The organism is Methylopila sp. Yamaguchi, from assembly GCF_002897035.1.
GTDB lineage: Bacteria > Pseudomonadota > Alphaproteobacteria > Rhizobiales > Methylopilaceae > Methylopila.
In genome coordinates, this window is the sequence record NZ_BAUX01000013.1 from 90,787 (window position 1) to 104,917 (window position 14,131).

Sequence of the window (14,131 nt, forward strand, 5' to 3'; positions counted from 1 at the left end):
CCCGTTACGACATCGCCGCCGCGGACGTCGCCGCGGCGTTCTCCCGCCTGCGTCGCTCCGCCGTCGCAGCGACCTCGGCCGCGAGGCTGGGATGATCGTCGAGGAAGGCCAGGAACGCGCGCCGCCCGAGCCGCAGCAGCGAGCAATAGGCGATGGCGTCGACGTCCGCCGTGCGAGGGCTGTCGGTCAGGAGCGCGATCTCGCCGAAGATCTCGCCCCGCCCCAGCCGGTATGTGGAGCCGCTGACGCTGGTGACCTCGACCGCGCCGGAGGACACGAAGTAGGCCGCGTCCCCGCGGTCGCCACGGCGGATCAGGCGTTCGCCTGGCCGCACGAACACCGGCTCGATCAGCCGGACCAGCTGCTTCAACGCGTCGTCCGGCAGATCCGCGAACAGCGGCAGCCGGGCGACCAGGGTTTCGGGATCGAGCCCAAGATCGAGCGCCGGCCGCGCGCCGACGCCGCGCCGCCGTCGGCCGACCTCGATCACCAGGTCGCGATGCAATTCCGGGCCGATCAGCCCATCCTCAAGCATCCGGTCGTACTCGCTCTCCTCGATCTGGATCGCGGCGTTGGCGAGCAGGCGGCGCTCCAGCGCCTCGGCATAGCCTGGGTACTGAAGCCGAAGCGCCGCGAGTGCGCGACCGACCGTCTCGCGCCGGCGGCTCAAGGCCGCGGAGGCCGCCGCCGCGGCGTCCGGCCCGAGCACCGGCGCAATGGTCTCGCGGGCGAACGGCTCGAGCCGCGCCACCGCCGCCGAGGTCACGAGCAGCATCTCGAAGCGGTCGGCCATGACGCGGGCGAGCCATCCCGTCCAGCCTGTGGCGCGCGCGATCCTTTGAGCCGCCCGTTCGGCGCCCGAGAACCGCAAGGCGTAAGCGTCCGCCTCGGCGTAGCCCTCGGCGCCTGAGGCGCGGCTGCGGTCGCCCAGCCGTCGGGCGTCCCCGAGCAGCCGGTCCACGAGCTTGAGCGATACGCTGCGTTCGCGGACCCGCTGCAGGATGATCTCGCGCTCCGCGCGGGCGAGCGTCGCCAAAGCGATCGCGACGCGTTCCGCCGGATCCGCCGTCGCGGTGGAGCCATCCGCGCGCGCGGCTTCCGCCCGCGTGCGCTCGGGCGCCGTCAGGCCGTGAGCGCGCGCGGTCTCGTCGACCTTCTCCGCGACGTGCCGACGCGCCGCGGCCAGCACGTCGCGCCGGAGCGCGAGATCGACCGGGGATAGGCGGTCCACGCCGGTGCGGCGCACGAGCGCCCGCAGCGTCGTGCCCTGGACGAGCAGCGTGTAGAACACATAGCCGGTGGCGAGCACGGCCACGAAGCTGCGGATCTCGGGCGAGAGCTCCTCGCGTTCGGTGACGGCGAGCGCCAGAACCAGCGTGGTAGCGCCCCGCAGACCCCCCCAAAGCACCACCCAGCGGAACGGCGCGCTGATCTGCGGACCGATCCTCAGCGTCGACATCGCCGGCATCAGCCCAAACACGATCGCGGCGCGCGCCGCCAGCGACGCGAGGACGACGACGCCTAACAGGACCAGGTCCTGGAGCGTCGCGCCGGCGATGAGCTTCGGTGCCAGGATCGACGACAGCACGAAGATGAGCGAGGCCGCCCACCAGTCGATCTGCTCCCACACCGTCCTGAGATGGCGCCAGACATCTGGCGGCGCTTTCGCCGGGCCGTACATCGCGAAGGTGACGCCGGCGCCCACCACCGCCATCACGCCCGAGACGTGCAGCGTGTGTTCGGCGACGACGAAGGCCACATAGGGCAGCGCGACGCTCACCGACGTCGGGGCCAGAGGGCTCTCGCGGAGCCGTCCGGCCAGCGAAGCCGCGAGACGCCCCGCGACCGCGCCGAGCGCGACGCCGCCAAGAGGCAGCGCCACGGCCTGGACGGCGGTCTGCGCGGGATCGAAGGCCCGGCCGGACACGATGAGATCGAGGAAGAGCGCGAACAGCGTGATGGCTGCGGCGTCGTTGAGCAGGCTTTCGCCTTCGACCAGCCGGACAAGGCGGCCCGGCGCTCCCGCTTCCCGAAAGATGCCGATCACCGCGATTGGGTCCGTGGTCGCGACGATCGCGCCGACCAAGAGGCAGGCGAGGAGCGGCATGGGCGCGAACAGCGCGAGCGCGAAGCCGATCACGAAGGTCGAAACGACGACGGCCACGATCGCAAGCGTGAAGATCGAGCTCGCGTCCTCGGCCAGCTGACGGGCGTCGGTGTTCATCGCGGACTGAAACAGCAGAACGGGCAGGAACAGGAACAGGAACGCGTCCGACCCGAGCGGGAGGTTTGTGACCGCCGCGGCGACGTCCTGGGCCTTCGCGCCGAACGAACCGCTGCGCAGGGCGAGCGCCAACGCCCCGATCGCGACCCCGAAGATCGCGAGCAGCACGCTCGCCGGCAGACGAAGCCGCGCCGCGACGGGCTCCGCAAGACTGACGGCCACCAGCAGAAGAGCGATGATCAGAACGACGAGCGCGACGGACATGACCCCGTTTCTTATCTTTGAGATCAGCTTTCTAGCTGCCATCTCAGCCGTTGTCAGCGTCCGGGCGAGTTGCGCGGGCGCGGCCGTAAGGAGCGGTCGCGAGAGGCTTGCGCGTCGCCTTTTGCGCTCAGCGCACGCGTGAGGTCGCTATCCCAGGCGGACGATGGTGACGGCCAAACTGGCGACCTGCGCCGCGACCGCGAGCGTGTGACGATCGGTCGGGCGCGTCGTCCAGACCGTCCACGCGGCGGCCCCCTCGAGCGCGGGAGCGAGGCGGAACGAGCCGCCGTGGGGTTCGAACGCGGCCTCGGGGAGAGCCAGCGACAGGCCCGCGCCGAGCGCCTTCACGTAGGCTTCCTTGAGCGTCCATAGCTCGTAGAAGCGCAGGCTCCGCTCGGCCGGGGCGAGCCGCTCGATCGCGGCCCATTCGCGCGGCGACAGCGTGAGCGGCGCCAGTTCGGCGACCTCGAGCGGCCGGCTCGTATCCTCCACGTCGATCCCGACGTCGAACCCGTCGCAGATCGCCAAGGCGACCAGGCCGCGCGTGTGCGAGAGATTGAAGCGAAGCGGACGGCCGACGCGGGGCGCCGCGACGCGCGGCTTCCCGTGGGCGCCAAACGCGAAGCGCCAACGGTCCGGCGCGACCTCCGCGTAGGCCGACAGGCTGGTACGGAGAACCCCCCGCCCGACGAGAAACTGCAGCGCGGCGTCGGAGCTGGCGAAGCCGCGCCAGCGTTGGCGTTCCTCCGGCGCGAGCAAGCGCTCGAACGCCTCGAGCCCGGCGGCGTCCAACGCTTCAGTCCCCGCCAGCAAGAGGGTGACCGCTCCCGGCGCGTCGAGAGGCGGCAGATTGCCCGCCCGCGCGCATTCGATCCCGCCATCGACGACAGCGTCAGGCATGTCCACCCCCAATAAAAGTATTATATTATAATAATTCTCAACTGGAACGATGTTATACAGGTTATGAGGCTTTAGATTGTGTCCTATCGGCGACAGCGCCTTAGTACAAGGCGGGCGTCAAGATTATCTATTTGCTTTGTCGCTGCCGGTGCGCTTTGCCTGTCCCGCTGCAGGGAGCAGTTGTTGTGCTGGGGGTTGCGATGACGTTGGGGACGAAGCGCAGGCGGGCGGCGGGTCTACTGGCGGGCGCTTCGCTCGCGGCGCTTTGCGCGGCCTTTGCGGGCGATGCAATCGCGCAGGAGCAGGGCGCTGTGGCGCTACCCGAGATCAGCGTCGAAGGGCGGGGCCAGGGCGAGACGGCCGAAGGCCCCGTCGACGGCTACGTCGCCTCGCGCAGCGCGACCGGCTCCAAGACCGACACCCCCCTTGTCGAGACCCCGCAGTCGATTTCCGTGGTCACCCGCGACGAGTTCGAGGATCGCGGCGCGACCACGCTGCAGGAGGTGCTCGCCTACACGCCGGGCGTGGCCTCGTTCTCGTCCGGCCGCTCGCTCTATCTCGACGAATTCGATATCCGTGGCTTCTCCTCCGAGAACGGCAATCTCGGCCAGCTCCGCGACGGCATGAAGCTGCAGGCCAACGTCTATGACGGCTCGCAGGAGGTCTACGGCCTCGAACGCATCGAGATCCTCAAGGGCCCGGCCTCTATCCTCTACGGCCAGCTTGCGCCGGGCGGCGTGGTCAATTCGATCTCGAAGCGGCCGACCTTCACGCCGCAGGGAGAAGTAAACCTCACCGGCGGCAGCTTCGACACCAAGCAGTTTTCGGGCGACGTCTCCGGCCCGATCGGCGGAGCCGATAGCGACTTCGCCTTCCGTCTCACCGCCCTGGTGCGCGACGCGAACACCTGGATCGACCACGTTCCCGACGACAAGCGCTACATCGCGCCGGCCCTGACCTGGAAGCCGAGCGACGACACGTCGCTGACGGTGCTCGCCTACTATCAGGAAATCCGCACCCGCTTCGTTGCGCCGCTCGACGCCATCGGCACGCTGTTTCCCAACGCCGCCGGCAACAAGATCGATCGCGACTTCTTCATCGGCAACACGGATTTTGACAGGTACAATATCAACTCCGGTGCCGTCGGGTACATTTTCGATCACGCTTTCAACGAAAACGTTTCGTTCAGTTCTCGCGCTCGATATTTCGAGGCGAAGTCTGATTGGGACTATTTGACCTCCCGTGGATTTATAGAAGCTGCAAACCTTAACCGGCTATATCGCGGGCGTAGCGAGCGAAAAGAACATTCCAAGGTCTGGACGACAGACAATCATTTTCAGTTCAATTTTAGGAGCGGTCCAGTCGAGCATACGGCGGTTGCTGGCGTGGATTATGCCCGTCAGAACTATGATACGAGCCGCTTCCGGGACAATTTCGGCGGATGGATCGACATCGAAACCGGCGAAGAACAAGGACCTGAGCAAGGGGGATACGCTTTCAAACGCGGGTTCGACCGTACCATTGATCAGGTCGGCATCTATCTGCAGGAGCAGCTGAAGATCGCCGAAAAACTGGTTTTAGTCGGCGGCGTCCGGCACGACTGGGCCAAGACCCGCCTAGATTATGACGAGCCGCTCGTCTTCGGCGAGTACCCGACGCAGAAGGACGACAAGACGACCTTCCGTTTCGGGGCGGTCTATCTCGCGCCTTACGGCTTCGCGCCCTTCGTGTCCTACAGCGAGTCCTTTGCGCCGGCCGTCGCGAGCGAGCGCACCAGTCCCGACCCGCTGAAGCCCACGACTGGCGAGCAGTACGAAGGCGGCGTCAGGTGGACGTCCCCGGACAACAAGACGCTGCTCACGGCGTCGATCTATCGGATCGAGCAGAAGAATGTGGTGACGGGCCCCGTTGGAGCGCTGCGCCAGTCGGGCCTGGTCCGTTCCAAGGGCTTCGAGTTCGAGGGTAAGACCGAGATCGACGCGCTGCGCTTATCCGCGGCCTATTCCTACACCAACGCAAAGACGATCAAAGACGAAGATCTGACGTTCGTCGGCGAGCAGCTTGCCACCGTGCCGAAGCACCAAGCGTCGCTTTGGGCGCTTTACGACTTCACGTCGATCGGCGGTCGGGGGCTTTCGGTCGGTGCCGGCGCACGCTATTTCGGTAAGACAAACCTACCGGGCGTAAGCAAGAAAATACCTGACTATGTTACTGTCGATGCCGTTGCAAAAGTTGATCTCGGGCAAATAAATCAATCAATGAACGGATTCTACGCCCAGATCAACGCGCAAAATCTTCTCAACAAGAAAACACTGTCCTGCGCCCTTGCTGCCCAGGGCTGCGACTACGGCCAGCCGCGGACCATCCTCGCCACCGTGTCCTACAAGTGGTGAACGCGGGCCGCCGCAGGGCGCTCGCCTTTCTCGCGACGGCCGCCGCCTCGGCGGCCGTCGGCGTTCGGACGCCCGCGCAGGCGGCGACGCCGCGCGTGGTGTCGCTGGAGCTCCAACTCACCGAAATCCTCGTCTCGCTCGGCGCGCCGCCGGTCGCCGCCGCCGACAACCCGCTCTACCGCCGTCTGATCGGCCGGCCGGAGCTGCCGGCCGACGTGCTCGATCTCGGTCCGATTCAGCAGCCCAACCTCGAATTCCTGCAGTATCTCGCGCCGGACCTGATGGTCGTTCCCGCCTGGGAGGCGAACGCGAACCGGGTCACGCTCGCGCGCCTCGCGCCCGTCGAGGTTCTGGGCGACCTCTCGCCCCGGCCGCCGCTCGAGCGCCTGGAGGCCGTCGCCCGCCGGCTCGCCGAGATCGTCGGGCGACAGGCTGAGGCCGGCGTCCTCGTCGCCGCGCTCGGGGCAGCCTGCGCCCGCGCGCGCGAAACGGTCTCGCCGCAGCCGACGCTGCTCTGCCGCTTCTTCGAGGACGGGCGTCACCTCGCGGTGTTCAGCACGAAAAGCGTGCTAGGGGCCGTCGCGGAGCGCTGCGGGGTGGTCAATGCGTGGACGGGCCGGCAGAACGCCTTCGGCACCTCCCTTGCGTCGGTCGAGACGCTCGCCTCCATGCCGTCCGCGCGCATCGTGCATTTCCATCGCGGCCCCGAGACGGAACGCGCGATCGCGCGGCTGGAGCGCAGCCCGCTGTGGCGGGCGCTCCCCACGGTTCGCCGCGGCGAGGTGACGGCCATGCCGGTCGTCCATCCGAACGGCGGCCTCGCCTCCGCCGCGCGCCTCGCCGACCAGCTCCGCACGACGCTCGGTGCTCATGGCTGAGAGCAGAACCGCCAAGATCGGAAGGGGAGGGGCCCGGTTGGCGATCGGCCCCGCCGCCGTCGCGCTCACACTGCTTGCAACGGCGGGGGCGCTCGCGGCGTTCAACCTCTCCTCGGCGCTGCCGTCGGGCCGCTGGTTCGAGGCGCTGTTCGCGCCCAACCCGGACGACATGCGCGAGCTCGTGGTTCATCACAGCGCCCTGCCGCGGATTGGCGTCGCGCTGCTCTGCGGCGCGGGGCTTGGCCTCGCCGGCGCTCTTCTGCAGCAGGTGCTGCGCAATCCCCTCGCCGAACCCGGCACGCTCGGCGTCTTCGCCGGGGCCCGGTTCGCGCTGTTCGCCGCCACCCTCTGGGCGCCCGGCCTGCTCGCCTTCGGCTACGAGCCGCTCGCGCTTGCGGGCGGCGCGATCAGCATGGGGCTCGTGCTCGCGCTGTCGCGGGGCCGGGCGTTCGCGCCCTTCGCGGTGGTGCTCGCCGGAATGATCGTATCGCTCACGCTCGAAGCCGCGAACAAGATGCTTACGATCGGCAATTTCGAGCAGCTCTCGGATCTGCTGATCTGGCAGGCGGGTTCGCTCGCTCAGAACGACTGGTCGGCCGCGGCCGGGCTCGCCCCCCGCATCGTGGCCGCGACTGCGGCCACGGCGCTGCTGGCGAAGCCCCTCGCGTTGCTCGACCTCGATGAGGCGGGGGCGCGAGGCCTGGGGGTTCCGCTCGCCTGGACGCGCTTCGGCGCTGTGGCGATCGCGGTCCTGGTCAGCGCTTCGGTCGTCGGCGCCGTCGGGGCGATCGGCTTCATCGGCCTGGCCGGCCCCGCCGTCGCCCGCGCGGCCGGGGCGCGCCGCCTCGGACCACGGCTCGTCTGGGGCGCCTGTGTCTCGGCCGGCATGCTCACGCTCGTCGACCAGGCGCTCGTGGCGGCGACGGGGGGCACGCTTCCGCCGACGGGCGCCGCGACCGCGCTGCTCGGCGGCCCGCTGCTGCTCTGGCTCGTCTGGCGGTTCCGGCCGACCGGGCTCGGCGAGCGCTTTACGGAGTCCGCCTTCGCGCATGGGGCCGCCGCGGGCTGGCCGCGCGTGCTGCTCATCGCCCCTTTCGCGGCGGCGGCGGTCTGGCTCGCGATGGCGCTAGGGCGGACGCCCGGCGGCTGGCTTTGGGCGACCGGCTCCGAGTTCGACGCGCTCTCGACCTGGCGCGGCCCCCGCGTCGCCGCTTCGCTCGCGGCGGGGTTCATGCTGTCCGTCGCGGGCGGCGTCCTGCAGCGGCTCAGCGGCAATCCCATGGCGAGCCCGGAGCTTCTGGGCGTCTCGGCGGGGGCCGCGCTCGCGCTCCTCGCGGCGACGTTCCTCGCGCCGGGGCTCGGAAGCGGCGGCGCGCTCGCGCTGGCCGCGCTAGGCGCCTTCGCGAGCCTGTCCGTCGTGCTTGCGGTAGGACGCCGATCGGCCTTCTCGCCGATGCGGATGCTGCTCATCGGCGTCGGGCTGACGGCGCTGCTGAACGCGGTGCTCGAGCTCGTGCTGGTGACGGGCGATCCGCGCGTCGCGCAGATCCTCACCTGGCTTTCGGGGTCGACCTACGCGGTCTCCGCGGCGTTGGCGTCCGCGGCCTGCGTTGCCGCCGCGCTCGCCGCCCTCGCGCTGCCGTTCGCCGCGCGCTGGCTCGCGATTCTGCCGCTCGGCGATCCTCCGGCGCAAGCCCTGGGGGTCGCGGTCGGCCGAAGCCGGCTCGCGCTGCTCGTCTTCGTCTCGACGCTCACCGCGGTCTCGACCCTGCTTGTCGGGCCGCTCAGCTTCGTCGGCTTGATGGGCCCGCATCTCGCCCGGCTGTTCGGCGCGCGCACGGCGCTTGCCGAAAGCGTCGCGGCCGGGCTTCTGGGCGCTATGCTGATGGTGCTCGCCGACTGGATCGGACGCAACGCCGCATACCCCTGGCAGATCCCGGCTGGCGTCACCGCGACGGCGATCGGCGGGCTGTATTTCATGTGGCTGATGAAGACGAGGCGATGACGATACCGGCGCTCGCGCCTCTGTTCCGTGGCCCGCTCGAGCCGTTCGCCGACTGCCTCACGCTGGCGCCGGCGGACGGCGCCCGCCGGGCCGCCGATCTGCTCGACCGCGTCGTCCTGCGCGCCGAGATCGACCGGTTGGCGGCGGCCTATGGCGACGGCGATCGGCGGGCGGTCGCTTCAATCTGGTCGAAAAGCCACTTCTCGACGCTAATGCCGGCGGCGCTCGCGGCGAACCTGTTCCTCGACCTCGACCTGCCGGTCGCGCTGCACGAGGTCGCCCTGGCCGCCGACGAGCTCGGACGAACCCAGCGGATCGCTCTGCCGGACGCCGGGGCGCCGCTTGGCCCGGGCGCGGGCGAGGCGCGGTTCGACCGGCTGATCGACGGCCATCTCGAACCTCTGATCGCCGCGCTCGCGGCCGTCAGCGGCGCGTCGCCGAAGGTGTTCTGGAGCAATGCAGGAAACGTGTTCGACTACGTCGTCCGCGGGGCCGGCGCGCTCGGAGCCGGGACGGCCGGCGTCGAGGCCGGCTTGACCCTCATGACCCAGCGCCGCAGGCGCGGCCGCCTGAACCCTCTCTATGCGCCCGTGAGCTACCCGCCGGGCGGCCGGCTGAGGCGCGTCTGTTGCCTGCGCTATCTCGCGCCGAACGTCGGCTATTGCGGCACATGCCCAGTCGCGCCCGAAGGCGCGGCCCCGACGGATGGCGACTGAACGGCCGTCATCCGGCCTGGGCCATGCTTTCCTGCTCGGAGGCGGCCTCGCTGAGGCGGCGGCGCTTGGCCTCCACGAGCGACAGCGCGATTTCCTGCGAGCGGATCGCCAGCACGGAAAGCAGCGTGTCGCTGAGGCCGTGCGTGTCCTCGGACAGCCCCTGGACGTGGATGCGGGGCCGGAAGTCGGGCCTCGTCCGCAGCCGATAGTCGCGCTCGACCTCGAAGTCTTCGAGATAGCCGGCGAGGGGAGCGAGCAAGGGATGGCGGATGTCGCGCTCGTAGCCGGTCGCGAGGACGACGGCGTCATACTGGCGCGAGACGGGCTCGTCTCCGGCCGCGTCGAGGATCGTCATGTGGACGCCGTCCCGGCTCGCGACCGCGTTTGCGATCTTGATCCGGCCTTGGAGGCGCAGGCGGGCGTCGCCGCGCACGCGCTGCTGGTAGACGATCTCGTAGATCCGGCCGAGCAGATCGGCGTCGATCACCGCGTAGTTCGTCTCGCGGAACTGGCCGATGATCTCCCGCCGGCGCTCCTCGGGCTGGGCGAAGACGAAGTCGGTGAACTCGGGATTGAAGATCTCGTTCACGAACGGCGTGTCGTCCGCCGGCTTCAGCGCGACGCCCCGGAACAGCATGTCGATCTTGGCGTCGGCAAAGCGGCCGTGGAGATCGAGCGCGATCTCCGCCGCGCTCTGCCCGGCGCCGACCACGGCGACGTGAAGGCCCGCTCGCGAGGCGAGCTCCGGCTCGGTGATCGCTCGGAGGTAGCGGGAGGAATGAAAGACCCGCGCGTCCGCTCCGAGCGTTGCGAAGGCCGGCGGAACGTGAGGGGCGCCGCCCACCGCGAGGACGAGATCGTGCGTTCGCCGGACGACCTCCCCGCCGCCTTCCGCGCGGGCCCGGACGACCAGCGATCTCACAACACCGTCTGTCGACGTTTCCGGTTCGATCGAAAGCGCCTCCACGCCGTAGTGGCAGCCGTCTTCGAAGCGGACCGCCACCCAGCGGAGATAGTCGTTGAACTCGATCCGGCTCGGGAAGAACGACTTGCGGTTGATGAAGGCCTCCAGCCGCCCCTTCTCATGGAGGTAGTTGACGAACGTGAACGGGCTCGTCGGATCCCGCAGCGTCACCAGATCTTTTATGAACGAAATCTGCATGTCGCTGTCGGGCAGCAGCATGTCGCGGTGCCAGATGAACTGCTCCTGCTTCTCGATGAAGCAGTAGGAGCAGGCCGGTCGCAATCGCTTGTTGTTCTCCGCGATCGCGATCGCGGTCGCGAGGTTGGACGGACCGAAGCCGACGCCGAGGACATCGAAGGGAACGGCCGGTTGTGGCTTCATGCGCGGAGCTCCGGACGGTCTCAGGCGGCGCCGGCGAGGGCGACGGTGGACGGCCTTTGCGCGTCCCGACGGGCGGGCAGCCACAGCTTCTCCGCGAAGAACCGCTCGCGTAGGAGGCTGACGAGCGTCGCCCGCTTGTGCGGGAAGTCGAAGGTCTTGATTTGCGCGAAGCCGGAGCGCTCGAGGTTGCGGATCTGCTGGACATGCGCCGTCGCGGGCTCCCCGACGATGCGTCGGGTGCGCGGATCGTCCAGAAACATGAAGTGCATGAGCGACGGCAGCCAGGCGCCGATGTAGGCTCCGCCTCGGCGGCTTTCCTCTCCCACGGCCACGTGCCAGCCGCGGTCGTAGTCGTCGGCGTCGTAGAACGGCGCGAGGCGGTTCTCCTTCGCCCAGTAGATCTCAAAATACGCGAAAGGGGCGCCGTCGAAGGCGCCGATCATCGGGATCATGTGCGGATCGGCGATCACCGCCTCCAGATAGCGGCGATGCGCGGCGAGATCGCCGGCCTCGGTCCAGAAGGCGGCGACGCGCGGGTCGTTCATCCAGCGATGGAACGTCTCGAGATCGTCACCGACCGTCGCCGCGCGGAAGGTCAGGGTTTCGCCGAGCCAAGGAACGAAGCGGGCGTAGGCGACGCCTTCGGGCTTCGGCCGGCGCAGCGGATGCCGGCGTGAGCCCGAAAGGACGAAGCGCTCGGGGTAGGGCGCCTCTGCTCCTGTCGCGAGCCATGGTTCGGGCCGCTGCATGAGCATGGCGGCGGAAGCCCGCCAGCCTCCGCGCTCCGCCGCCACCACGCCGCGTTCAGCGAGCCAGGCGAGGACATCCGGCCGGCTCTCCAGCGCGACCTCCAGCACGTCGCGCTCCGGCCGCCAGGCGAAGGCCGCCTCGACGGCGGCCAGCACGGCCTCGCCCGCTTCGACGGCGTCCAGCGCCTGCGCGTCGAGCAAGCGCAGCGCTTCCCGCTTCAGACAAAACTCAACGGTCGCCGAAGGCCGGGCGGTCGCCGACACCGTTATCACGCCGCCCCGGTCGGTCACCCGGCGGGGAAGGTCGCCCGCCCCGAAGGCGACGAAGTGCTGCGCCGGCGTAACTCCGCTGTCCTTCATCTCAATCTCCCGGGACCTGTGGCGGGCCGTTCCTTTGAGCCGCGGCGGGACCAGCCGGCGCCGTTCGGACCGGTGCGGGTCGCTCGCCAGCGCGCGGCGCTGTGATAGCGGGCGATCAAAGCAATACGTATGAAGCAAAGTCAAAGTCTAATTGCCGGCACCAACCTTAGAATTCTTCTTAGAACAGTTTCAGTTTCACGTAATCCCCTCATATTTTAGGAATCAGTCACTAGATGATTTGGCTATTGCCTCAAGTTTTGTTGCGTGCTTACGTCCGCGACCTCATCGACAGGCATTTCGGGCGGTTGTCTTATGGCTTTTGATCGTGAGGACGGCGTATTCCACGTGGTTGTTAATCACGAGGAACAGTATTCGATTTGGCCGACGTTCCGCGAGATTCCCGCCGGTTGGCGGGAGGTCGGGAAAACGGGGCCGAAGGCCGAATGCCTCGCCTACATCGAGGAGGTCTGGTCCGACATGCGACCCCTCAGCCTGCGCCGCCATATGGATGGCGAGGCTGTCGACGGGCCGGCTTGAGCGCATGAGCGACGTCGTTCAGCTGTTCTGCCTGCCGCATTCCGGGGCGACCGCGCAGGCCTACCTGCGGTGGACGAAGCTCCTGCCGCGGTCGGTCGAGATACAGCCCGTCGAGCCGCCCGGCCGCGGCGCGCGGACGGGCGAACCCCTGCGGACCGATCTCGTGGGGCTGGCGAGCGACCTTGCGGACGAGCTTTTGCCGAAGGTCCGCGCTCGTTACGCGCTGTTCGGCCACAGCCTCGGCGCGGTGCTCGCTTTCGAGATCGCGCACGCCCTGATCGAGCGGGGCGCGGCGGCGCCGATGCGCCTGTTCGTCTCCGCCTCGGCGGCGCCCGCGTTGCGCGACGACCGAACCAAGGCGAAGCCGCTGACCGATGACGAACTGGTCGACGAATTGCGGCGGCTGCGGGGAACGCCGGAAGGCGCTCTGCTCGATCCCGAGCTGATGGCGCTCGTCCTGCCGGTGCTGCGGGCGGATTTTCTGATGGCCGGCGGCTATCGCTACCGAAGGCGCGCGCCCCTTCCGTGCCCCGTCGCCGCCCTTGCGGGAGCGTCGGACGACGTCCCGGCCGCCGCAATCGGGGCCTGGAGCTCGGAAACCGCCTCGGGTTTCGCCATGAAGCTCTTCGAAGGCGGCCACTTCTTCATCCACGAGCGGGAGCGCGAGGCGCTCGACTTCATCCTCGACGGCCTCGCCGCGGTGACGGCCGGACGCGCCGCGGCCTGAGGCCGAGGGTCCCGACCCGATAGCAGGAGCAATTGACCCATGACCCCTGTTCTGGAACGCGACGCACTGACGGCAAAGCCGCTTGCCCAAGGCGGCTCGCTCCCGCTTGTGGTGGAGGTCGAACCGTCGGCGGGACGGTCATTGATCGACGCTCAGCCGGAGCTCCGTCGGCTCGCCGACCGGCATTTGCCCGTCGAAGGAGGGCTGCTGTTCCGCGGTTTCCGCCTCGACGGCGCAGCCGCCTTCCGTGAGTTCGCGGCGGCCTTCGGCCATCCGCTTCTCAGCTACGAGTTTGGCTCCACGCCGCGCTCGAAGGTCGAGGCTGGGGTCTACACGTCGACCGAATACCCCCAGCACCAGCACATCCCGCTGCACAACGAGCAGTCCTACACGCGGGATTGGCCGATGAAGATCTGGTTCTACTGCGAACAGGCGGCGCCGGAGGGCGGCGAGACCCCGCTCGCGGACAGCCGCCGGGTCTATCGCGACATGCCGGGGGCGATCCGGAAGCGCTTCGCCGAGAAGGAGCTGGCCTACGTCCGCAATTTCGGCAACGGCCTCGACCTCTCGTGGACCGATGTGTTCGGCACCGACGACCGCGCCGAGGTGGAGGCCTTCTGCGCCCCTCGCGGCATCGCCTGCGAATGGAAGGATGACGGCGAACTCCGCACCCGGCAGCGCTGCCAGGCGGTCGCCGCGCATCCCGCGACCGGCGAGATGGTCTGGTTCAACCAGGCGCATCTCTTCCACGTGTCCAACCTTGAACCCGAGGTGCGTGCGACCTTGCTCGACGTCGTCGACGAGGAGGATCTGCCGCGCAACGTCACCTACGGCGACGGTTCGCCGATCGACGACGAGACGCTCGACGTCGTGAGGTCCGTGTTCGACCGGCACACGGTCGCCTTTCCCTGGCGCGGCGGCGACGTCGTCATGCTCGACAACATGCTGGTGGCGCACGGGCGCGCGCCCTTCAAGGGACCGCGCAAGGTGCGGGTGGCCATGGCCGAGGCGCACGGCTCGCGCTGAGGCGCCC

General features: G+C 68.9%; 11 protein-coding genes. 7 read left to right on the top strand and 4 right to left on the bottom strand.

Translation table 11 applies throughout. The features are described from left to right. Positions 1–4: 4 nt before the first annotated feature. A complete protein-coding gene (locus tag METY_RS15420; RefSeq protein ID WP_244593683.1) occupies positions 5–2,488 on the bottom strand; it encodes a cation:proton antiporter in 2,484 nt (827 codons plus the stop codon). Between the two features lie 147 nt (positions 2,489–2,635). Then, on the bottom strand, positions 2,636–3,388 hold the full coding sequence (locus METY_RS15425; protein WP_103122276.1) for a 4'-phosphopantetheinyl transferase family protein: 753 nt from the start codon (positions 3,386–3,388) through the stop codon (positions 2,636–2,638). A gap of 185 nt (positions 3,389–3,573) precedes the next feature. Between METY_RS15425 and METY_RS15430 the strand changes: the two genes are divergently transcribed. Genes METY_RS15430 through fhuF form a run of 4 tightly spaced genes read left to right on the top strand, consistent with a single transcriptional unit; the run spans position 3,574 to position 9,380 of the window. Next, positions 3,574–5,781: a TonB-dependent siderophore receptor gene (locus METY_RS15430; protein WP_146035738.1), complete on the top strand. Its 2,208-nt coding sequence runs from the start codon at positions 3,574–3,576 to the stop codon at positions 5,779–5,781. Further along, a complete protein-coding gene (locus tag METY_RS15435) occupies positions 5,778–6,659 on the top strand; it encodes an ABC transporter substrate-binding protein (protein WP_103122299.1) in 882 nt (293 codons plus the stop codon). The genes METY_RS15430 and METY_RS15435 overlap by 4 nt, the downstream gene beginning before the upstream one ends. A 37-nt stretch (positions 6,660–6,696) precedes the next feature. Further along, positions 6,697–8,664: a Fe(3+)-hydroxamate ABC transporter permease FhuB gene (gene fhuB, locus METY_RS15440; RefSeq protein WP_244593684.1), complete on the top strand. Its 1,968-nt coding sequence runs from the start codon at positions 6,697–6,699 to the stop codon at positions 8,662–8,664. Continuing rightward, the gene (gene fhuF, locus METY_RS15445) at positions 8,661–9,380 is read left to right on the top strand and encodes a siderophore-iron reductase FhuF (protein WP_103122279.1); all 720 of its coding nucleotides are present in this window, start codon (positions 8,661–8,663) and stop codon (positions 9,378–9,380) included. Before fhuB ends, fhuF begins: the two co-directional genes overlap by 4 nt. 7 nt (positions 9,381–9,387) lie before the next feature. Here the strand turns inward: fhuF and METY_RS15450 are convergent, their stop codons facing one another. Further along, the gene (locus tag METY_RS15450; protein WP_103122280.1) at positions 9,388–10,725 is read right to left on the bottom strand and encodes a lysine N(6)-hydroxylase/L-ornithine N(5)-oxygenase family protein; all 1,338 of its coding nucleotides are present in this window, start codon (positions 10,723–10,725) and stop codon (positions 9,388–9,390) included. Between the two features lie 20 nt (positions 10,726–10,745). Beyond that, positions 10,746–11,834 carry a GNAT family N-acetyltransferase gene (locus tag METY_RS15455; RefSeq protein ID WP_103122281.1) on the bottom strand — a complete coding sequence of 363 codons (1,089 nt, stop codon included), beginning with the start codon at positions 11,832–11,834 and terminating at the stop codon, positions 10,746–10,748. 312 nt (positions 11,835–12,146) lie between these two features. Here METY_RS15455 and METY_RS15460 point away from each other — a divergent pair, with 312 nt between their 5' ends. Genes METY_RS15460 through METY_RS15470 form a run of 3 tightly spaced genes read left to right on the top strand, consistent with a single transcriptional unit; the run spans position 12,147 to position 14,124 of the window. Continuing rightward, the gene (locus METY_RS15460) at positions 12,147–12,371 is read left to right on the top strand and encodes an MbtH family protein (protein ID WP_103122282.1); all 225 of its coding nucleotides are present in this window, start codon (positions 12,147–12,149) and stop codon (positions 12,369–12,371) included. A gap of 4 nt (positions 12,372–12,375) precedes the next feature. Then, positions 12,376–13,098, top strand: coding sequence for a thioesterase II family protein (locus METY_RS15465; protein WP_103122300.1), 723 nt, complete (start codon positions 12,376–12,378; stop codon positions 13,096–13,098). 39 nt (positions 13,099–13,137) lie between these two features. Continuing rightward, entirely contained in the window at positions 13,138–14,124 is a 987-nt protein-coding gene (locus METY_RS15470) for a TauD/TfdA family dioxygenase (protein ID WP_103122283.1), read from the top strand. Positions 14,125–14,131: the final 7 nt, after the last annotated feature.